The 21,371-nt window shown below is 44.7% G+C and carries 22 protein-coding genes and 1 pseudogene; 6 read left to right on the plus strand and 17 right to left on the minus strand.

Going from position 1 to position 21,371, the window contains the following annotated elements; translation table 11 throughout:
- Nucleotides 1-65: 65 nt before the first annotated feature.
- Together BM100_RS00040 and BM100_RS00045 are read right to left on the minus strand one after the other, a co-directional pair.
- Nucleotides 66-955: pseudogene (locus tag BM100_RS00040) on the minus strand (IS256 family transposase); the annotation flags it as partial.
- Entirely contained in the window at nt 956-1,906 is a 951-nt protein-coding gene (locus BM100_RS00045; RefSeq protein ID WP_092507013.1) for a hypothetical protein, read from the minus strand.
- 835 nt (nt 1,907-2,741) lie between these two features.
- On the opposite strand from BM100_RS00045, the gene BM100_RS00050 reads away from it, so the two are divergent.
- A complete protein-coding gene (locus BM100_RS00050; RefSeq protein ID WP_092507014.1) occupies nt 2,742-2,930 on the plus strand; it encodes a hypothetical protein in 189 nt (62 codons plus the stop codon).
- 574 nt (nt 2,931-3,504) lie between these two features.
- Here BM100_RS00050 and flgL read toward each other — a convergent pair.
- The 11 genes from flgL to flgB all read right to left on the minus strand — a co-directional run bounded on the left by flgL (nt 3,505) and on the right by flgB (nt 13,684).
- Nucleotides 3,505-4,467 carry a flagellar hook-associated protein FlgL gene (flgL, locus tag BM100_RS00055; protein WP_092507015.1) on the minus strand — a complete coding sequence of 321 codons (963 nt, stop codon included), beginning with the start codon at nt 4,465-4,467 and terminating at the stop codon, nt 3,505-3,507.
- 95 nt (nt 4,468-4,562) lie between these two features.
- Entirely contained in the window at nt 4,563-6,203 is a 1,641-nt protein-coding gene (gene flgK, locus BM100_RS00060) for a flagellar hook-associated protein FlgK (protein ID WP_092507016.1), read from the minus strand.
- 154 nt (nt 6,204-6,357) lie between these two features.
- Entirely contained in the window at nt 6,358-7,323 is a 966-nt protein-coding gene (flgJ, locus tag BM100_RS00065) for a flagellar assembly peptidoglycan hydrolase FlgJ (protein WP_092507017.1), read from the minus strand.
- The gene (locus tag BM100_RS00070; RefSeq protein WP_169924696.1) at nt 7,323-8,441 is read right to left on the minus strand and encodes a flagellar basal body P-ring protein FlgI; all 1,119 of its coding nucleotides are present in this window, start codon (nt 8,439-8,441) and stop codon (nt 7,323-7,325) included. Before BM100_RS00070 ends, flgJ begins: the two co-directional genes overlap by 1 nt.
- Before the next feature lie 15 nt (nt 8,442-8,456).
- The gene (locus BM100_RS00075) at nt 8,457-9,131 is read right to left on the minus strand and encodes a flagellar basal body L-ring protein FlgH (RefSeq protein ID WP_175494892.1); all 675 of its coding nucleotides are present in this window, start codon (nt 9,129-9,131) and stop codon (nt 8,457-8,459) included.
- Between the two features lie 202 nt (nt 9,132-9,333).
- The gene (gene flgG, locus BM100_RS00080) at nt 9,334-10,116 is read right to left on the minus strand and encodes a flagellar basal-body rod protein FlgG (protein ID WP_092507019.1); all 783 of its coding nucleotides are present in this window, start codon (nt 10,114-10,116) and stop codon (nt 9,334-9,336) included.
- Nucleotides 10,117-10,138: 22 nt separating this feature from the next.
- A complete protein-coding gene (locus BM100_RS00085; protein ID WP_092507020.1) occupies nt 10,139-10,894 on the minus strand; it encodes a flagellar basal body rod protein FlgF in 756 nt (251 codons plus the stop codon).
- A gap of 36 nt (nt 10,895-10,930) precedes the next feature.
- Complete coding sequence (flgE, locus tag BM100_RS00090; RefSeq protein ID WP_092507021.1) at nt 10,931-12,133, minus strand: flagellar hook protein FlgE; 1,203 nt, start codon at nt 12,131-12,133, stop codon at nt 10,931-10,933.
- 15 nt (nt 12,134-12,148) lie between these two features.
- On the minus strand, nt 12,149-12,844 hold the full coding sequence (gene flgD / locus BM100_RS00095; RefSeq protein ID WP_092507022.1) for a flagellar hook assembly protein FlgD: 696 nt from the start codon (nt 12,842-12,844) through the stop codon (nt 12,149-12,151).
- Nucleotides 12,845-12,857: 13 nt separating this feature from the next.
- Complete coding sequence (gene flgC / locus BM100_RS00100; RefSeq protein WP_092507023.1) at nt 12,858-13,262, minus strand: flagellar basal body rod protein FlgC; 405 nt, start codon at nt 13,260-13,262, stop codon at nt 12,858-12,860.
- A 5-nt stretch (nt 13,263-13,267) separates the two neighbouring features.
- On the minus strand, nt 13,268-13,684 hold the full coding sequence (flgB, locus tag BM100_RS00105; RefSeq protein ID WP_092507024.1) for a flagellar basal body rod protein FlgB: 417 nt from the start codon (nt 13,682-13,684) through the stop codon (nt 13,268-13,270).
- Nucleotides 13,685-13,911: 227 nt separating this feature from the next.
- Between flgB and flgA the strand changes: the two genes are divergently transcribed.
- The 5 genes from flgA (at nt 13,912) to BM100_RS00130 (ending at nt 16,668) form a co-directional block, all read left to right on the plus strand.
- On the plus strand, nt 13,912-14,583 hold the full coding sequence (gene flgA / locus BM100_RS00110) for a flagellar basal body P-ring formation chaperone FlgA (protein WP_092507025.1): 672 nt from the start codon (nt 13,912-13,914) through the stop codon (nt 14,581-14,583).
- Between the two features lie 245 nt (nt 14,584-14,828).
- Complete coding sequence (flgM, locus tag BM100_RS00115) at nt 14,829-15,128, plus strand: flagellar biosynthesis anti-sigma factor FlgM (protein WP_092507026.1); 300 nt, start codon at nt 14,829-14,831, stop codon at nt 15,126-15,128.
- 26 nt (nt 15,129-15,154) lie between these two features.
- Nucleotides 15,155-15,595, plus strand: a complete 441-nt coding sequence (locus tag BM100_RS00120; protein ID WP_092507027.1) for a flagella synthesis protein FlgN — start codon at nt 15,155-15,157, stop codon at nt 15,593-15,595.
- Between the two features lie 169 nt (nt 15,596-15,764).
- Nucleotides 15,765-15,962 (plus strand): hypothetical protein, encoded by a 198-nt coding sequence (locus BM100_RS00125; protein ID WP_092507028.1) that lies wholly within the window; start codon nt 15,765-15,767, stop codon nt 15,960-15,962.
- A 226-nt stretch (nt 15,963-16,188) separates the two neighbouring features.
- Entirely contained in the window at nt 16,189-16,668 is a 480-nt protein-coding gene (locus BM100_RS00130) for an Hcp family type VI secretion system effector (protein ID WP_092507029.1), read from the plus strand.
- Here the strand turns inward: BM100_RS00130 and BM100_RS00135 are convergent.
- The 4 genes from BM100_RS00135 to flhB form a co-directional block, all read right to left on the minus strand.
- On the minus strand, nt 16,665-17,072 hold the full coding sequence (locus BM100_RS00135; protein ID WP_244590615.1) for a hypothetical protein: 408 nt from the start codon (nt 17,070-17,072) through the stop codon (nt 16,665-16,667). The genes BM100_RS00130 and BM100_RS00135 overlap by 4 nt on opposite strands.
- Nucleotides 17,065-17,754, minus strand: a complete 690-nt coding sequence (locus BM100_RS00140) for a hypothetical protein (protein ID WP_092507031.1) — start codon at nt 17,752-17,754, stop codon at nt 17,065-17,067. The genes BM100_RS00135 and BM100_RS00140 overlap by 8 nt, the downstream gene beginning before the upstream one ends.
- Nucleotides 17,755-18,094: 340 nt before the next feature.
- Nucleotides 18,095-20,197 carry a flagellar biosynthesis protein FlhA gene (flhA, locus tag BM100_RS00145; protein ID WP_092507032.1) on the minus strand — a complete coding sequence of 701 codons (2,103 nt, stop codon included), beginning with the start codon at nt 20,195-20,197 and terminating at the stop codon, nt 18,095-18,097.
- Nucleotides 20,190-21,341, minus strand: coding sequence for a flagellar biosynthesis protein FlhB (flhB, locus tag BM100_RS00150; RefSeq protein WP_092507033.1), 1,152 nt, complete (start codon nt 21,339-21,341; stop codon nt 20,190-20,192). The genes flhA and flhB overlap by 8 nt, the downstream gene beginning before the upstream one ends.
- Nucleotides 21,342-21,371 lie beyond the last annotated feature (30 nt).

Genomic DNA, 21,371 nt, shown 5'->3' on the forward strand with positions numbered 1-21,371 from the left:
AAATGAATAAAATCAATCTCCCGTAAGAGGGCGTTCAGTATTCTGTGTCACGATAATTTAGCCGTTTATAACGTTATCACATTATCCAGACGCCCTTCAAAGTAAATACATAGCTGAGATAGCGTCAGGTTCCAGCTTTGGATTGGCATCGTCCACTTTTCCTGGGCATTGAGAAGCCCCAGATAAAGCAGTTTTAGCAAGCTGTTTTCGTTCGGGAACGCGCCCTTTGTTTTCGTCAGTTTTCTGAACTGACGGTGTACCGACTCGATAGCGTTCGTCGTGTAAATAACCTTGCGGATAGTCTCCGGATAGCGGAAGTAAGCCGACAGATTGCCCATTTACGACGCCAGCTCTGGATGACAACCGGATAGTGTTGACCCCATTTCATGTCCAACTCGTCCAGTGCACTTTCTGCCGCCTCCTTTGAGACCGCCCGATAGACCGGCTTCAGGTCAGCCATAAAAGCCTTGTGGTGCTTTGAGGCCACATACTTGAGCGAGTTGCGGATTTGGTGAATGATGCACAACTGAACCTCGGTTTGTGGGTAAATGCTGTTTATCGCTTCTGGGAAGCCCGTCAGCCCATCAATGCAGGCAATAAGAATATCTTTCAGCCCGCGATTTTGCAGGTCAGTCAGCACGGATAACCAAAAATTAGCGCCTTCACTGTCAGAGAGATAAAGCCCCAGAACGTCTTTTTTGCCTTCAAGATTGAGTGCCAATACGGTATAAACCGCTTTGCTCACGTAGCGCCCATCCTCACGGATCTTGTAGTGGATAGCATCCAGCCAGACGAAGGGATAAATGGCGTCCAGTGGTCGCTGTTGCCACTGTTTAAGTTCAGGGATGATCTTGTCAGTGACTGCACTGATGGTGACGTTGGAGATACTGAAGGCGTACAGGTCTTCGATTTCCCGGCTGATATCGTTGTCGCTCATCCCAAGGGCAAACAGGGTCTAACGGGTCGATCTCGATACTACTACCCATGGCCCATCAATAGCATTTGGTTCATAATTAGCATTTGGTTCATCCTCATTATCTATCATTTCAAATGACTCATCACTAGCATTTGGTTCATCAACAGTATTCATTGCTTCTTCTAGTTGTCTACGTAGTTCCTTTTCTTGTCTACGTCGTTCCTTTTTCTGCTCCACTTTTTCTCCATAACCCGCCCATGCCTCAATGTTTTTTTTATTTTGTGGGTGGTTTTTATCTCCTTCGATTTCATGCAATGTACTCCCACTTTCCCATATAGGAGAACCCGACACCCAAGGTGGAACAACCTGTCTGTCATTCAGCCAAAATTGGACTTTCTTAGCAACTCTATCATCGTTTCTATTCCTGTAAACCCATCTCAACTCTCTTGCTGTTATACTCTTACCATATTCCGTCCCTTTATTAATGATTTGATCCATATTGAGACCATCAAGTATGAAATGGACACAGCAATCCTTAACTTCTTTATCATTACTCGTACATATCCACGATAATCCCATTTTACACTTTCTCCCTAAGTGCGTGTAAATAGTTTCAGACATACCAGACATACCACAGTAAGCATCTTTTTCATAATCTATGGGGGCAGTAGGAATATCATGATATTTTTCATCATGCTCACTTAACGTCATATGCTTTAAAAAACTTTTATGGTAAGGTTCCTTTATCGTCTCTATATCTCTATTTTTCATTGTTGATGGCTTTATTTCATAAGTAAAATCCATTCCAGCATCTGCATCTTTTTGGGTTAGATAATAATCTATAACTGCATGAGGTTCGGTACGTTTCTTGTTATGTTCTGATAAATCTTTAAAAGCATCGACTCCCATATAATTACTCCTCTTAGGTCCGAGCCCATACAATAAATCGCCTACTTTATATCCAGTACTAAAAGGTTCCTTAAAAGCCATATTATTCACCTATTCTATTTAAATACCAATCATATATACGCAATGGATTTCAAGTTACATCGCGACGGAAAGGGAATTCATCCCCAGGAGCATAAAATAGCTATGTAGCTGGGGTGAATGGGTTCAGCCAACAAATAAGCAATTTGAAAGACTAAGGGTATAAATAAATATAGAAGAGCATAGGGTAACATTTATTAAATCGCCTTAAATATCTTCAATGATAACAGATTTGTTTAACTTGTATTTATTAATGAGTATTTTTTGTATCGATAAAATAACTAATTAATTTTCATAAAAAACAAATCATTATGCATTTAATTTATAATAATAAACTACGTTTATGCTTTGTTGATTGATTTTTTTTGCATCCGTGTTATTCTTTTTAAAGAATGAATAATTTATAATAAGAGCTAATACATTATAACTTAAACAAATAATAAAATTAAACAAGTATTTTTCGCCGAAATATTATGATGATGTTTCTTCTATTTATTTCTAGTTTCATCGTGGCAGTAAGAGAAAGGTAAGTTAACTAAAAATAGTTTACCTAAAAGACAAGATTAGATCATACATATAAAAAATGGCATATTTATCTCGTTAGTTATTTAGTGTTAAATTTGAAACAGCAAGAAACTTAAAATTAACTTTAGTTAAATAAGGTTGATATATTCTTAAATATATACTACAAAATTTTATTTAATTTTTTTAAATTACATAATTCTAATTTACAACTTGCTTTTTCATATTTTAATAGTGCTTATTTTATAGGATAACCATATGCGTATTTCTATTATTGATCAAGATGTTCTTAACAAATTGATAAGGGAAAGCATGGATGGACGAGGTTTATCAGAATAAGGATACTGATGTAACTACTTTCTCTGCCATTTGTTGTATAGGCATACTAAATGCAATAGATGATAGTGAAATAGGTCATGTACTTGATAACGCTAAGGATTACTTAACTTCTCAAGATCAAAGCCAAGGTTTTTTTAATTACTATATTAAAGCAAAGGAAAAATAAGATATATAGATTCATAAAACATCTACTTACAGAATTTAAAAGAGAAAATGATGTTCCCCCCCTCTTCTCTCAAATGTTTGAAGTAGCGGAGTTAGAAAGAGAATTATCTATTTTAGCCCTAAGAAACCCAGACAACCCAAAACGGCCTTTCATACTAAAGTTACCAATTGTGGATACTGGAGGAAGGACAAGATCAGCAGGAGAACTTAAAAATGAATTCAGAGACAAGGTACCCGCTAGCATATTGAGGTACTACGAGTTTACTATTCCCTAACTTAGCATCTATTCCGAATGATGTCAGTCAGGAAACTCCGTGACCTTTATATGGAAATATATAATAAATCCGAGATCCTGATATATCGTTAAAGAGCAAGTTAACAAGTTAAAGACATTCAGGATATTTTTTATATGATATTAGCAGTGACTTAACATGACAGATTACAGTTATATAGGAATCTGTCAGATTGGTTCACGATTAATGTCATTTACAAATTTTTTATCCAAGCCATAAATTAGATCTTTAATCTCAGTTGCAGCCCGAACGGCTGCAACTTTGAATCTGAAAGGATTTAAATCAGCGGTACATCTCAAACATAGACATGCCTTTTAAATCAGTAAAGGCTTTAAAGGAGGCTTGTAATGCAGCTTGTTGCTGGTAGTACTCGGAAATCGTCGCTGTCCAGTCAACATCAACCAGTTCGCCTGAACGTACTTTATTCGATATGCTGCGTTCGCTGCCCAGCGCATCCAACTGTTCCAGTTCCTGAAGCTGCAAACCCAATACCGCTTCGGCAGAAGAGAAATTATTCAGGCTATTGCGAATTCCGCGGTTAGCTTTGTTCATCAGCTCCATCGCTTCATTCTTCTGTTCTTCAGTCGCGTCGCTGTAAGGAACTTTCAGTGCTTTGATTGCCATATCAATGGACGCAAAAACATCAGACTCACTATTTGTTCCATCGGGTTCTTTGATCGGGTTGCCGGGCTGGGATAGAAAGACTTCTCTGCCAGTATGGGCAATGATCATTGAACGGTTATCATCCACTTTTTGGGTGATCTTTTCATCACCGCCAACATAGCTGACTTTTCCATCTTCACCGGCCACAAAAGGAGGCTTATCCGTCTTATAGCCCGCAAAGATATAACGGCCATTACCGTCCGTTTTATTGCCCAGATTTAACAATTGTTGTTTGAAACCTTCCAATTGCTGTGCATAAGAGGCACGATCTTGATCGCTCTGCTCATCTGCCGCTGCAACTAATGTTTCAAACACGTTCGTCGTCACTGTCACCATATTTGATGTAATGCTCAACTGGGCTGACATGGCGTTTCTGGCAAAAATGCGGGCGGTGGCGAACTGTTGGTTTTTCGATTCAGATTGAGAAACCATGATGTTCTGCGAAGCAGCCAGAGGATCATCAGACGGATTAATTACCCGACGGCCACTGGAGAGTTGCTCACCCGACTTCATCCACTTAGATTGGGCACCGAAGATCCCATTCATTTTTTGGCTATATAGTTGATTCGTACTTACGCGCACAATCTTATTCCTTTTTTATACCTGTCGTGTTTCAAGTTGCAGCTTTGCCAGCGACAACTTGAAATCCAATGGATATGTCTTCAACTAAATGGTGATTAACGAATACCCAAAATTGCGTCAAATAAAGTTGTCGCAGTCTGGATGACTCGGGCGTTTGCCAGATAATACTGCTGCAAGCGTTGCAGTTCACCGTATTCTTCGTCCATGTTGACGCCAGAAATGGATTGGCGAGTTGAACCCAGTTTATCAACGATATGCCCTTGCGCTTCAAAACCAACTTTAGCTTTGTTTGCATCGCTACCCACTTTACTGACCAAGGAAGCATATGCACCCGCAAAAGAGGATTTTCCATCCACCAAACGTTTGTCCTGCAATTCAAGGAATTTCTTCACATTGCGGTTATCGCTTGGGCCACCATCTTTAGCGCCTGCGGTCGCCAACTGGGAAGAGTCTTTCAGATTTATGTCTAGTGTAGCGATGACATTGCTGACCGCTTTCAATGTGTGTTTGTCGTTCTCTTGCGCCTTGGAACTGTCAATAGTGACTTTCAGACCGTCAAACTCCAGCGTATCGCCCTTTTTATCCACCGGAATAATGGCCTTGTCTGATACACGCTGGACTTTCCAATCCCCGCCTTCAAATTTGAGGATATAATCACTGGCTTTAACTTTTGTGGTATCTGCATATTCCACAGTAATTTCGGCTGTACCTTTGTTGTCGTTGTTGGAGACAATTTCTGGCTTGTCAAAGTTAAAGAAATCAATACCCTTATCACCGTTCAGATCAAAGCCCGCATGCTGTACCTGATTGAATTGATCGGCCATCACCAATGCCAGTTGGTTCAATTCATTGCGGGTTTTATCCACCACTTCCCTACGTACTTGCAACGCACCGCCCAACGAGCCTTGAGAAATAAACCGCTCATCAATTTCTCGTGTCTCGCCCGTGCCGTTGTTGTAGCCCACAGTAATGCGGCTGACGTCAGCGCTGGAGGGGATCGCTTCCAGACGATAGGATTTACTGCCAGTGACCAGTGTTGTCCCACCGCCAAATGAGACGTTATAAACGCCACCATCCTGCTGAACGACATTCACGTCGACCAGTTGGTTTAACCGGTTAACAGCTTCATCGCGCTGATCCAGCAAGGCTAGCGGTTCGCCATTGCCGGTGCCACGCATACGCGTAATTTCTTTGTTCAGTTGTGCGATTTGTTCTGCGTACTTGTTAATTTCTTCAACATTTTGCTCAATTTGAGAATTGATGCTGCCATCTATCTGGCGCAGATATTCATCGGATTCCTTGAATCGGCTAACCAGACCTTCGGCTTTACCCAGAACAGTTGTTCTCGCTGCGCTGTCTTCCGCGTTGCTTTCAGCCGTTCCCAAACTTTTGAAGAAATCTTCAATAGAGTTAGACAAGCTGGTGTCTTTATCTGCCAGCAAATCATTAATTTTGGAGATCTGCTGGTTATAAGTTTTCAGGGCAGCATGCTTTGTTTGTGCTGAGTTATATTGTTGGCTGATGAATTCGCTATATTCGCGATTGATTGAGCTGACAACTACTCCGTTGCCCACAAAGCCTACAGGCGACATGGTTCCATTATTCTGCGTCATTACGGTAGTCTGTCGGTTATAGTCCGCGCTTTTGGAGTTGGCGATGTTATTACCTACTACACCCATTGCCACCTGCGCGGCATTAATACCACTCATGGCAGTATTCATAAGACTATTGGACATGTGTAGATCCTTTTACGTTTTCTTTAAACCTCCGGCGACGGGAGGTCATTCACTGTTACAGTTATCGGCAGGTATCCCTGTTCCTTGAGCAAATATGCCCTTGTTTTCGATGGTGGCCACTTAAAGTGAAGTCATCTAAAAGCGGCCACTTGAACTAAAATAAATTATCAAAATCAGAGGAATAGGCTTTTGCCATTTGATTGCCGGTATTTTTTAACTGCTGGATCAGTGATACCAGTTTTTTGGCATAACCGGGATCGGTGGCATAGCCTGCATCTTGCAAGGAATGCGCCCCCTGCTCTGCCGTTGTGGATTGCGCGACTTTGGCGTAACGTGGGTTTTCTGTCAGTAATTTGGTGTAATCCGCTATCGCTTCGGCATAAGAGCCGTACACCCGAAAATTGTCCTGCATTTTCTTCGGTTCACCATCAATGTATTCCGTTGTCATGATGTTGGTGACAGGCCCTTTCCAATTTTTACCCGCTTTGATCCCAAACAGGTTATGACTTGGCTTGCCTTCTTCGGTCAGAATTTCACGTTGTCCCCAACCTGATTCCAGCGCAGCCTGAGCAATGATCAACAAATGCGGTATCCCGCTTTGCTGGCTTGCCAGTTGTGCCGGTAAAGAGAGCATGGAAACAAAGTTAGCACTGTTCATTGACAGTGACCGGGTTTCAGCTGCCCGATTGGACAACGTTGAAGAAGAGCTTTCAGGCATGGCCCGGCGCATAAACTGCTCCAGTGCCTGTTTCGGTAATGTATGCAGGATTTCCTTGTCCAGCAGCATCGGCTGAGTACCGGCCAATTCGCTGGGCGCCGTGTTCGCATTGGAGACCTGTTTGACTATCATGTCAGCAAATCCCAGCCCTTTTTGGGAAAGGTCTTGGGCAATTTGCTGATCGTACATCGAAGTATAAAAACGTGTCTGCTCGCTGCTCAATATGCCATCCTGCGGCAGCGAGGAACGCATGCTTTTCAGCATCATCTGGACGAAGACGCCTTCAAGTTGTTGGGCTACTTGCCGTAGCCCTTGTTGTGGTTCCTGTGACAGTTTGGCTTTCAGTGAATGCAGCGAATTAACGTCATAAGCCGCATTGGGCGTCGTCAGGAAATCGTTCATTAGATAATCTCCAGTTTCGCACGCAGACAACCTGCGCTCTCCATCGCCTGCAAAATCGACATGAGATCTGTAGGTGTTGCACCCAATGCATTCAATGCACGCACGACTTGCGTCAAATTCGCACTGGCATTGAGTTGCTGCAATGCTCCGCCTTGCTCCTGAATGCCAATTCCCGTATTGCGGGTAACGACTGTGTTTCCACCCGCCAACGGTGTATTCGGCTGATTGACCGCTGTCTGGCGCTCAACCGTAACAGAAAGGCTGCCGTGGGCAATTGCACAGCTATCCAGCGTGACGTTGCGATTCATCACGACCGAACCTGTGCGGGAGTTGAAAATCACTTTGGCGTCACCGGCATCAACACGAATATTCAGATTCTGCACTTGAGACAGAAACTTAACCTGCTCACTGCTCTCAATCGGCAAACGCAGCTGAACAGTACGGGAATCCAGCGGCGTTGCTGTTCCTGTGCCTTTCAGACGGTTGACGGCATCACTGATTTGCTGGGCCAGACTAAAATCATCATCATTCAGTTGCAGGTTCAATGTGCCTTTCTGACCAAATTGGGTCGGTAATTCACGCTCAATTACAGCACCATTGGAGATGCGGCCCCCTGCAAGCTGATTGATTTTAATGCTGTTGCCGCCTGCACTTGCCCCTGCGCCACCTACCAGAATATTTCCCTGGGCCAGTGCATAGACCTGATTATCCACGCCTTTCAATGGCGTCATCAGCAATGTCCCGCCCCGCAGGCTCTTGGCATTCCCCAATGAAGAAACCACGACATCAATGCCTTGCCCTGAACGCGCAAAAGGTGGCAGCTTGGCTGTCACCATGACGGCAGCAACGTTTTTCAGCTGCATGTTGGTACCGGGCGGTACGGTGATCCCCAATTGTGACAGCATATTGCTCAGGCTTTGGGTGGTAAAAGGTGTCTGCATGGTTTGGTCACCCGTTCCATCCAATCCAACCACCAAACCATAGCCGATCAATGCGTTATCTCGGACACCTTCAATACTCGTCAAATCACGAATACGTTCCGCAAAAGCGCTGGTAGATACAAACCCATTGGATAACACCAGCAAAAATGCAAAAAGGCTGGCGACTAATTTTTTCATCCTGACCATCCTCTTTTAAAACGGTGAGATATTCATAAAGAAACGCTGCAACCAGCCCATATTCTGCGCTTCATTGATATAACCATCGCCAACATACTCAATGCGTGCATCCGCAACTTGGTTGGAACTCACGGTATTGTTGCCGCTGATGGTGCGCGGATTCACGACACCAGAGAAGCGGATGAATTCCGTTCCCTGATTGATGGCGATCTGTTTTTCGCCCACCACGTGCAAATTGCCGTTTGCCAGCAGTCTATTCACGGTGACAGTGATAGTGCCCCTGAATGTGTTGTTGGCATTTGCTCCGCCTTTGCCGCCAAACTCGCTGTTGCCTTCCATGCCCAAATCAGTTTTGTCACCGCCAATTAATCCCTGTAAGAAACGAGGGGTCAAAGCGGCAGTGAAACCTGTCTTTCCATTGCGGCTGGCATTGGCTGAGGAGTTTTTGCTCGCACTGACGTTTTCTTGCAGGATAATCGTCAGCGTATCGCCGATATTGCGTGGACGGCGGTCTTCAAACAGGGGTTGGTAACCGTAATAGACCGGCTGGACAACTTGGAAAACAGAGCCATTTGGCATTGGCGCGGGTGTTTCGGCAGGCTTTGCTGTTGTCTGCCCTTCCACCAGCGGTTTGTGCGGTATATATGCACATCCCCCTAATGTCAGTGCTGACAATGTGAGTACCGCCATAGATATGCTGATACGCCACTTATTTCCCCGGTTTTTCCGTAAACCGGCAGAGTCATAAGCTATATGGTCTTTAGCATGGCTTCCGGCATGGTTCTCGGCAACTGGCATTGTATCCATCTTCTATGCTCTTATGTTTATTGCAGAAATTATGTTTATCATAAAAATAGTGAGGAAAACGGTTCCCCCACTATGCATGATTTGGTTATAACTGGGTCAGTTTTTGCAGCATCTGATCAGACGTTGATACCGCTTTGCTGTTGATTTCGTAGGCTCGTTGCACCTGAATCATATTGACCAGCTCTTCCGCCACGTTGACGTTAGATGTTTCAACATAACCTTGATAAAGCAACCCAGCACCATTGATACCCGGCGCATTTTCCACCGGAACACCGGAACTGTTGGTTTCCAGATACAGGTTCTCGCCGACACTTTCCAGACCGCTTTCATTGATGAATGTGGTCAGCGTCAACTGTCCAACCTGCTGGGGCGCATTTTGTCCCTGCACGTTCACACTGACGATACCATCACGGGCAATGCTGATTTTGGTGGCATTGTCCGGAATGATGATCGCAGGAACGACCTGAAAGCCGCCCGCAGTTACCAACTGACCATTTTGATCCACCTGGAATGAACCATCGCGGGTATAGCCTGTTGTGCCGTCAGGCATCTGGATCTGGAAGAAACCTTGTCCCTTGATGGCGACGTCTTTGCTGTTATTGGTCTGAGCCAAGTTACCTTGGCTGTGCAGACGCTCAGTCGCGACCGGACGCACACCTGTACCTATCTGCAAGCCTGAAGGCAGGTTGGTTTGTTCAGATGACATCGCTCCCGGTTGACGCTCTGTTTGATAGAGCAAATCTTCAAAAACTGCGCGCTGGCGTTTAAAACCATTGGTGCTGACGTTTGCCAAGTTGTTGGCAATGACATCCATATTTGTTTGCTGGGCATCCAGCCCAGTCTTGGCAATCCATAAAGATCGGATCATGAATTTATCCCCTGTTTCCGACTCAGCTCATAGCGAGAATTTGGTTAGCCCGTTGTGCATTTTCATCGGAACTGTGTATGACTTTCATCTGCATCTCAAAACGACGCGCGTTGGCTATCATGTTCACCATGCTTTCTACCGGATTGACATTGCTGCCTTCCAGAACACCCGGCATGATTTTCACTTCTGTACTGGCCGCCAGTTCATTGCCCAACTGCTCCTGCGCCTGTGGCGTCAGATGGAACAAACCATCGTCACCCCGCACCACTTGGTTGGCTTCCGGTTTAACGATTTTCAGTTTGCCAATCTGCCCCAACAAAGTTGGCGGATCGCTGGCAATCAATGCAGAGATAGCGCCATCCGCCGCGATGGTCAGTTCAGCCTGTGGCGGAACATCAATCGGCCCGTTTTCGCCCATTAACATGCGTCCCTGCACCATCAGTTGGCCTTCGGGTGAAATCTGGATGCTGCCGTTGCGGGTATAGGCTTCCGTTCCATCTTCAAGTTGAACCGCCAGGTAGCCGCCTTGTCCGACAGCCACGTCCAGCGGACGTGAGGTATAATTCATTGGCCCCTGACGGCTATCCATGCCGGGAGTGGAGGCAACCGTAAGTGTACGCGTTGGCAGGGTTTCGCCTTCAATCGGTACAGCACGCAGCGCAGCAAGCTGGGCTTTAAAGCCCGGTGTTGACGCATTGGCCAGATTATTGGCAGTAACGGCCTGATGCTCCAGCGTTTGTCGTGCTGCGCCCATCGCGGTATAAATGACGTGATCCATAAACTATCTCCAAAAAAAGCTGGCCGCCGGAGCCTGTTAACGCATGCTGACCAGAGTTTGCAGAATTTGGTCTTGCGTCTTGATGGTCTGGGCGTTGGATTGATAGTTGCGCTGGGCGACGATCATATTGACCAGTTCTTGGCTCATGTCCACGTTAGAAGCTTCCAGCGCACCGCTGATCAACTTACCGAAGTTACCTGAACCGGCGAGACCCACAACAGAACTGCCGGATGCGCCGGATTCTGCCCACACGTTATCGCCCTGTGAAGCCAGACCTTCAGGGTTAGAGAAGTTTGCCAGTACAACCTGACCTAAAGCCAGCGTCTGGGAGTTAGAGTAAAGGCCGTAAATTTTGCCGTCATTATCAACACGGTAGTCGGTGAAATGGCCGGTCGCATAACCATCTTGCTTTGGTGGAGAGATAGAGTTTTGCGCAATGCTCTGCTGCTTGCTGCCATTAAGATCAATGTTGATGTCCGCTGGAGCTGAACCATTCAAGGCAGCTAAATTAAATTTAAATGGCGGAATCTCTTTCATTTGGCCGCTGGTACTGAATTCTAGATCACCCAATGATTGAGGCGCAGAACCCTCAACAGATCTGTCCAGCGCATGGACTGTCCATTTGTTATCGCCTGTTTTAACGAAAAATACATTGATATCATGCTCATTCCCCAAGCTATCGAATGCTTGAAGCGGAGCACTGAAATTAAATGTCTCTTTCTTGTTGGGATCAAATGTTCCTGTTCCGCTGATCGCGGTCTCCATTGAATTCAGGTTGGCTTTCAGTCTCATTTCTGTCGTGGCTTTTGCATCCAACATGTCGGTTGGGATCGTAATTGGCCCGATTGCCCCGCCTTGTTGAACTTCACCGTTGACTGCCTGATAACCGGTCAGCTTCATGCCCTGCATATTGATCAGATTACGGTCTGCATCCATCTGGAACTGACCATTGCGGGAATAGAAAATATTGCCGTTGGAGTCCTGCATGCGGAAAAAACCGCCTTGTGTGATAGCCATGTCCAACTTGCGGTTAGTCGTGGTGGTTGAGCCATCTTTAAAGTTCTGAACCATGCCAGAAACTTTAACACCCAAGCCCACATTTGAGCCGCTGAAAACATCCGCAAAAGCAGCGGAGCTGGATTTAAAGCCAAAAGTAGCCGAGTTTGCAATGTTATTACCAATAACGTCCAAGTTACTCGCTGCGGCATTCAAGCCACTAACCGCTTGTGAAAAAGACATATGTCCTCCGTTTAATTAAAGAATCTGACGAACTTTATCCATGGTTACCGTACCCGCCAGCCCTAAATCTAATTTAGTGCCATCCTCACCCCGCGTTACGCCGTTGACTACGGCATAGTTCAGCGGAAGTGTCACTAACGCTTGATTTTGATAGCTTGCGGAAACTGTGAAGCTATAAGCACCGTTTTCCACATCCTTGCCATCTGCGTCTTTGCCATCCCATACGAAACTCTGGACACCGGCCTCAAATTTACCGATATCCAATTCCCGCACTACCGCACCACTCTTATCTTTGATGGTTATTTTCACGTCATCGGCAGGTCGGGTCAGCTCAAAGCCAAACGGCGTTGTGCTGATAACTTTCTCTTCATTGGAACCCACCAGGATCTTATCGCCGGGCACCATAACACCGCGGTTAATCAGCAATGTCGTCTGCATCGCCTGATTGTTGTCCATCTGTCCGACAACAGCTCCCAGTGTTTTATTGAGTTTTTCGACACCCTGAACGGTGCTGATCTGTGCAAGCTGAGTCGTTAACTCATTATTTTGCATCGGATTGGTTGGGTCTTGGTTCTTGAGCTGCGCGACCAATAAATTCAAGAAATTATCTTTAATATCGTCGCTGCTTTGTGGCTTGGATTTTGTCGGGGAAGCAAGTTCGCCTACCGTAGTATTATCCAATACATCATTGATTGAAGCGGTCACACCCATAATGGAATTCCTGTTACTGACCCAGCGTCAGCGTTTTCAACATGATGGACTTAGTGGTGTTAAGCACTTCAACGTTTGCCTGATAACTGCGGGAAGCAGAGATGGTATTGACCATTTCCCCGACTACATCCACATTCGGCATACGTACATAACCTTTTTCATCGGCCAATGGGTTACCCGGCTTATATTCAAGACGGAAAGGCGTAGGATCATCCACGACTTCGCTGACTCGAACCCCACCTATTTCCTGCCCCGCTGGTGCGGCAACGCGGAAAACCACTTGCTTGGCACGATAAGGCTCACCATCCGGCCCGACAATGCTATCGGCATTCGCCATATTGCTGGCGCTGACGTTCAGCCGCTGAGACTGAGCGGAAAGCGCAGAGCTGGCAATATCAAAAATACTGAGTAAAGACATTCCCATTATCCTTGTGACTGTAGAACTGACATCATGCTTTTGATCTGCGCATTCGTCATAGTAAGTTCAGCCTGGTATTTCAGACTGTTATCTGCGAAATTGCTGCGTTCCATATCCATGTCAACGGTATTTCCATCCATTGCCGTCTGATATGGCACCCGATACAGCAGATCCATCTCCAGACGCTTTTGAGGTTGGACGGGAATATGCCGATCGGAAGTCAGAGTCAGCCCAATTCCATTTCCCGTTACACGGCCATGTGCCATCGTTTTTTTCAGCTGAGCTGCAAAATCGATATCACGCGCCTGATAGCCAGGGGTATCCGCATTGGCAATATTGGCGGACAAAATTTCCTGCCGCTGATTGCGGAGTGCCAGCGCTTCTTGTCGAAATTGAAAGGCGGCATCTAATTTATCGAGCATATTCCTTCCTCGTTTTTGCTGACTACTTATTGGTAAAACAGTGCCGGGATAAGCTCCAAGCAGCTAACAGAATAAACGGAGAAGAAAAAGCTGATTCGAAGAATAGAAACAAATTGGATTGCTATTTATCCCATTAACGAATAATCAATCGCGTTACACTAATAACATCCAACAGGTACTGAATAAGTTTTGAAATCATGGTTTGCTAACAGGATTAAGGTGGTTAAATGCCGGCATTAAAAATTATCGGGTTTCTTACCTTTTTCCTTAATTTATTTTTTGTCAGTTCTGTCGCTTGGGGGAACAATTTACCGCAATTGATCAATGACTATTTCAGCCAGATCCACCACACATCGGGCAATAAAGTCAAAGTGGAGATAAAAACGCCTGAGCAGCAGTGGCCGGTTTGTGAACGTCCTGAAATACAACCACCAATGGGTAACAAAAATTGGGGCAATCTTTCCGTTCCTGTGACATGTGATCAGCAACGACGCTTTATTCAGGTTCATGTCAACGTCACCGGCCCTTATTTGGTTTCCAAGCGTGTAATTAATCGTAATGCAACCCTGACAGAAAAAGATTTTCAAGTTAAAACGGGGGCTTTAGACAAGCTGCCAAACGACATAATTCGTAACAAAAAGGCCATACAACATGGTATTGCACTTCGTCATATCCCTGCCGGGCAACTTATCACACGCAATATGATCCGGCGTCCGTGGGCAATAAAAGCCGGACAAAATGTGGTCGTTACCGTAGATGGGCACCATTTTCAGGTACGTTACGAAGGAAAAGCGATTAACAACGCCGCGAGTTTTGATAATATTCGTGTTCGCCTGAACTCCGGACAGGTTATTACTGGTGAAGCTCAAGAGAATGGTAGTGTAAAAATGATGTTATAAATGGCTAAAGTTTTATTTCTTCCAGCCGATATAACCAACAGACCATGATTTACAGGCATGCCAGCGGTATATCGCCTGCTACCTATACCCGATGGATTTCAAGATGCAGCGCGACGGCAAGGAAAGGCATCACCTGAAGCATGGATAACTATGTGACTGGTGTGTGAGCGTAGCCAACAAAGCTGCAACTTGAAAGACGACAGGTATAAGACAAATAAATAATGCCTGATTAAAGGATTACGATTATGAGTATTGAACGCACTCAACCTCTACTGGCTATTGCTGCTTTACAGCAACGGAATGCCAATGAAGGTGCTCAAAGCACTCGCAGAACTGTGGCTGTCGCAGAAAAAAGCGCCGATACACAGGTTAAACTGAGTGAAGCACAGAAGAAGCTTGTTCAGCCAAGCAGTCAGGATATTGATATCCAAAAAGTACAACAATTGAAAGAAGCCATTGCACAGGGAACACTGACAATGGACAGCGGTAAAATTGCCGATGCCCTGTTCAGAGAAGCCCTTGAAAACATGGAATATGATAAATAAACCATCAGAATCATAAAGAGCCATAAATGGAAGAACTTCAACTCTTGCTCGAGCAGCAAAGCGCACATTTAAACTCGCTTTCTCATACTATGGCAGAAGAGCAGCGCATATTAAGTGAAGGCTTTATTGAAGCGAATCATTTACATCGAGTGACGGAACAAAAGACATTTTTGCTTTCGGCGCTTGATCACGCAGAACGAAAACGTCAGTACTTAAATGAAACGCTAAAAATTAATGCGCCTTATGCTGCCTATGAAAGATTGGCTGTATTATGGGAGCAAATGAGCCAAACGATTGAGCGCATCCGTGATTTAAATGCGCATAACGGCCTTCTGCTGGATCAGCATGTAGAGTTGAACAGTAAAGCAATTGCTTTTCTGAAAAGCCACCACAGCCCTTCTCTTTATGGAGCAGATGGTCAGGCACACCGCAACTCGGCGTTATCTGGCCATAAAGTAAGCGTTTGATTTTTTTATCGTGCTGGACAGGTTTTTATTGTGTTATGTAAGATTCGTGTTGTGCAGGACTTGTATTGTGTAAAGCAATATTGACAGTTCTGTTTGGCTTGTCCCCTATAAGCCTCGAATTACATCGAAACACGAGCATACGTTTTTAACACCTATTGAATGAGAAATAATGGCTAATGGCATGCCTTATTTCTCTTCTAATAGTTTACATATCGCTCTGATTGAACATTCATCCATTGTTGAAGAAGCACACACTGATATTAATCGTCAACACAATCTGATTGATGTGATTTTCCTTGTCATCAGATCCACAATAACTCGCCCCAAGTCTGCCAATGCATCGAAACTTAAAGCCGGTAAAAATTAACTGGCTGAAAATGTCCCCCTATTCCTCAATAAGATACCATGTCGGCATACCATTACGAAAATACTGCATGCTATCGGTCGTCTTAATGCCCAACTGGGAGCCTTATTCAACTGGATCAATGAGTAGACTAATTTAATAGTATTCTAAAATTTAATCGATGCATTGATATAACAAATCGTTATACTTTATTTTTATCTGATAAATTTTCAGAAAAAGGAAATAAGTAATGGCGAATATTATTTATATGACCATCAATGGAAAAAAACAGGGACTAATATCAGCCGGATGCTCAACTCATGATTCAATAGGGAATAAATATCAGGAAGCGTATAAAGACAAGATATTGGTTTATGCTGTAGATCACGATATAAGCCGAGAACAAAATGTCAACCATCAGCCTATAATAATCACAAAGCCCATTGATAAATCCTCTCCATTATTAGGTGTTGCAATATCAAATAACGAAAGCCTTCAATGCGAAATTGAGATATACAGGAACAGCGCATCTGGTGGACTGGAAAAGTTTTATTCGATAAAACTAACCAACGCCACCATAAAAAATATCTCCATTCACTATCCTAACTCACTTAATCACAATGATATGCAACCATATGAAAATATAACCATTTCATATAATAGCATAACCTGGACACATCATACGGCCGGAACTACAGGTTACAGCATAAGGGAAGATAATGTGTTCTAATTTTTTTCAACTAAAAACAAAATGGTATGCTCTGTATCATTTTGTTTTATACTTATGGTTGTGTCATTTTTGCACCAGCGATCTTCACCCCAATACTTATCGAAGTATTTTTTAAACCCCATACTTTCAGTATATTCTATTAATTTTGTTAGGTTATTTAAATTTACATTTGAAAAAACAATTTCGTTCATCATTGTATTATTACCATCAGGGGAGTCATAATGTATAATATAATCATTTGAAATTAAAGGTACATTCTTAATTTCATCAAAGGTAAAAGCATGATAATAAATAAAATTTCTTTTTGTATATGACAAATTGACATTCGCTAATGATGCAATAAAAAAAATAACACCAATAATTAGAGCAGATATAACTACGCCTATACGTATAAAGTTACTCAATCGCAATCCCCGCATATTCTTTACCTATGTTAACATACACATTATCTCTAAGAAGTATTATATCCGGACCTTTTTTAATGTCACTAAAGGGCGATATAAGATTTAAAAAGCTAGGCAGATAACCATGATAAGGCCTTGCATTATTGGGGTATTTTTCAGGATCAGGGAATAATAACGGTTTGAATATTTTATTTTTGAATTTGCCTATAGGGCCATAGTAATCCCATCGTTTCAATGCCTCTTCTTTACTAACGGCGCCTAACTGGGGTAAATAATTCGTGTTATATATGGCTTGATAAAACCCCAGTAAATTAGACACTAAATCTTCTCCACTATAGCCACTGTCCGTTACCCAGTTAAAAAGGAATGAATCTTGATAGGATTCAAATGAATGGGTTGTATACATCATAATAGTCAGCGCAACCCTTTCCTGATCGCGCGTAGATAAACCCTCCCTGACTCGCCATCTTGTTTTTATTGATGTCCCATATCTACGCCCTTTCCCCATATATTGGACATAGCGAATTGTAAAATATCCATCTCTGGTACATTTATTTGAACCTTCATTTATTGCAGCAATAAGCAATCTGGCGTCATCACCTTTAGCATGTCCCAGATCTACCCAGCCTAACTTCTCTGTATAAATCAATCTGCCCTTTTCTATATCAGACCTTGTTGTCATTATAATTCCTGCCATTGATTAAAAACGTTGGCCAAGGGACGGTTTCGTGCAGCGGGTGAAAATCACTTCCAGTAGCATAGAATTATCTCTGGTCTGCGTAAATCTCATCTATCAGGAACTGGGCGATAAGACACGATTTTGAGCTTGTCATAGTTTATGTCAAACCCGTTGTTTTTTCTTTAGCGTTTTCTGTGCGTGGTATGAAGAGTTTTTTAGATATATTTCAGGTTGAAGCCGGTAAATTGAAAATCTGGTCATTTGAAAATATAAAAGGTGATCATTAAATCGATCACCTTTCTGTAATTTATTATTCCGAATTAAAATACAACGTGATCCAATATTATCTCGCCCCGCCAATCGTTGCTGTCATTCTGATTTGGCGATTATCAGTGATTTCAAGGTTGGACAATACCACCAACCGTGGCAATACGCGACGCAGGAAACGGGATAATAATGGGCGCAGTGCATGGTTGACCAACAATACTGGTGGCGCTCCCAGCATCTCTTGGCGTTCCAAGGCCTCTGCTGCCTGACGTTCCAGGCTTTCCGCCAAGCCCGGTTCTAATCCGCCGCCATTTTGCAATGCCTGAAGCAGCAATCTTTCCAGGCTGGTATCCAAGCCAATGACTTTTATTTCATCCACTCCCGGGAACCATTGCTGGGCGATGGCTCGGCCGAGTGAGATTCGGATCATGGCGGTTAACTCATATGGATCTTTCTGTACCGGCGCATGCTCCGCCAATGTTTCAATAATGGAACGCATGTCACGGATCGGCACTTGCTCTGCCAGCAGGTTTTGCAGAACCTTATGCAAGGTTGTCAGGCTGACAACGTCAGGAATGAAATCTTCCGTTAGTTTTGGCATTTCCTGACTAACGCGTTCAAACAATTGTTGGGCTTCTTGTCTGCCGAACAGTTCACTGGAGTGTTGGGACAGCAAATGGTTCAAGTGAGTTGCAACAACGGTGCTGGCTGCAACGACGGTGTATCCCTGCACTTGCGCCTGTTCTCTTAAGCTGTCATCAATCCACACCGCAGCCAGACCAAAGGCCGGATCAGTTGTCAAATCACCCTGCAATTCACCCACGGCACCACCCGGGTTGATTGCCAGCCAACGCCCCGGATGTGCTTCACCACGGCCAATTTCTACCCCTTTCATCATGATGCGGTAACTGGCCGGTGCTAATTCCAAATTGTCACGAATATGTACAACAGGAGGCAGGTACCCTACTTCTTGCGCAAATTTCTTGCGAATGCCGCTGATACGGCCAAGCAATTCCCCGTTTTGACGGAAATCGACCATCGGGATCAAGCGGTAGCCCACTTCCATTCCCAGTGGATCTTCCAACTGCACATCAGACCATGAAGCTTCTGCGGTTTGTTGTTGCTCTTCCACCGCTTTCATCTCTTCATGTTGCGCCATCAACGGATTTTTATCTTTACGCAGCAGGAACCAGCCCAATCCCGCCAATGCCGCCGTGAACAGCAGAAAAACAAAGTTAGGCATTCCCGGCACCAGACCGAGCAACCCAAGTACGCCAGCACTCAACATCATGACTTTGGGGTTGTTGAAAAGCTGGGTCACCATTTGTTGGCCGACATCTTCATCCGTCGCCACGCGGGTAACGATAACGCCCGCCGCAGTGGAGATAATTAATGCAGGCAACTGGGCAACCAATCCATCACCAATGGTCAGCAATGTGTAAGCTTCCGCCGCATCTCCCAGAGTCAGGCCATGTTGGGCAACACCGACGATTAATCCACCAATGACATTAATCACCAGTATCATTAAGCCAGCGATGGCATCACCACGCACAAATTTACTCGCACCGTCCATTGAGCCGTAGAAATCAGCTTCCTGAGTAACCTCGGCACGACGTTTCTTGGCTTCATCCTCGCCGATCAATCCGGCATTCAAGTCAGCATCAATCGCCATCTGTTTACCGGGCATGCCATCCAGTACGAAGCGTGCGCCCACTTCTGCAATACGCCCCGCACCTTTGGTGATAACCATGAAGTTAATCAGGATCAGAATGACGAAAACGACGATACCAATCGCAAAGTTACCGCCGACAAGAAAGTGACCAAAGGCTTCCACCACTTGCCCGGCTGCCGCCGAACCGGTATGACCTTCCATCAGGATAATTCGCGTGGAAGCAACGTTCAGGGACAGACGCAATAAGGTTGAAAATAGCAGAATAGTCGGGAATGCAGCGAAATCCAGCGTCCGGCGGGTGAACATTGCCACCAGCAATACCATGATGGAAAGTGCAATGTTGAAGGTAAAGAGTAGATCAAGCAGAAATGGTGGCAGCGGTAGTACCATCATCGACAAGATCATAAGGATCAAAACAGGCCCAGCAAGCATTTGCCATTCGGAACCTTTCATGTTTCCCGGTAAACGACTTCCCGTTAAACGTAGTAATGAAGCCAGATTAGCCATGACGATTATTTTCTCCAGCAAAATCCAGTGCTGGCGGCACTGGCAGATTTTCAGGTGTTTTCGGTTTTAGGCCACCTTCCTGTTTCCAACGTTTTAATTGGTAAACCCAGGCAAGCACTTCTGCGACAGCAGCATAGAGCGCAGCAGGAATAAAGCCCCCGACTTCAGCATGGCGATACAACGCCCTCGCCAAAGGTGGCGCTTCCAGTAACGGAATACGATTTTCCGCACCAATTTCTTTTATGCGCAAGGCAATCAGCCCGGCCCCTTTTGCCAGTACTTTGGGGGCGCCCATTTTTTTACTGTCATACTGTAAGGCAACGGCGTAATGGGTCGGGTTAGTGACAATGACATCTGCCTTCGGCACATCCGCCATCATGCGCTTGCGCGCGGCCGCTCGCTGTTGTTGACGAATTCTTGCCTTTACATGGGGATCCCCTTCTTGCTCCTTAAATTCATCCTTGATCTCCTGACGGGTCATTCTCAATTTTTTCAGATGGCTGCGGATTTGATACAACACATCAAATGCCACCATCGGTATCAACATAAACAAGACAATATAGCTGGCAAAAATCAGCATCATCATGGCATCGCTCAACGCCATCAACGGCGGTTGAGCAATCAGATTAAGCATGGCCGGCCAATTCAGCCAGATAAACAGAGCAGCCCCGCAACCGACCATTGATGCTTTCAGAATGGCTTTAAATAGTTCAGCCAATGCATTCATGGAGAATATCTTTTTCAGGCCTGAAATTGGATTCAGTTTTTTCAGGTCAAATTTGACGGATTTGGAGCTAAATAACAGTCCTCCCATCAAAGTCGGGGCACTGAGGGCAATCAAGACCAACCCGGCAAAAACGGGCAGCAAGGCCCATACTGCCTGTTTCAGCAATCGGCCGACTTGTTGCACCATCTGTTTATCGTTGCTGACCATATTGTGGTCGAAGTTGAATCCTTCAAACACCATCAATGAAAGTTCATGGGTGATCGACTGCCCGCTCATCCAGAGCAGGCTTACCCCTCCCGCCAACATCAGGATTGAGGTGAGTTCCTTGGAACGCGCAATCTGCCCCTCTTTACGGGCTTTTTCCCGTTTATGGGGCGTGGGTTCTTCGGTTTTTTCGAGATCGCTATCTTCAGCCACGACTTTCCTTGGTGAGCATTTGTTATTGCA

The organism is Xenorhabdus mauleonii (genome assembly GCF_900113945.1).
Lineage (GTDB): Bacteria > Pseudomonadota > Gammaproteobacteria > Enterobacterales > Enterobacteriaceae > Xenorhabdus > Xenorhabdus mauleonii.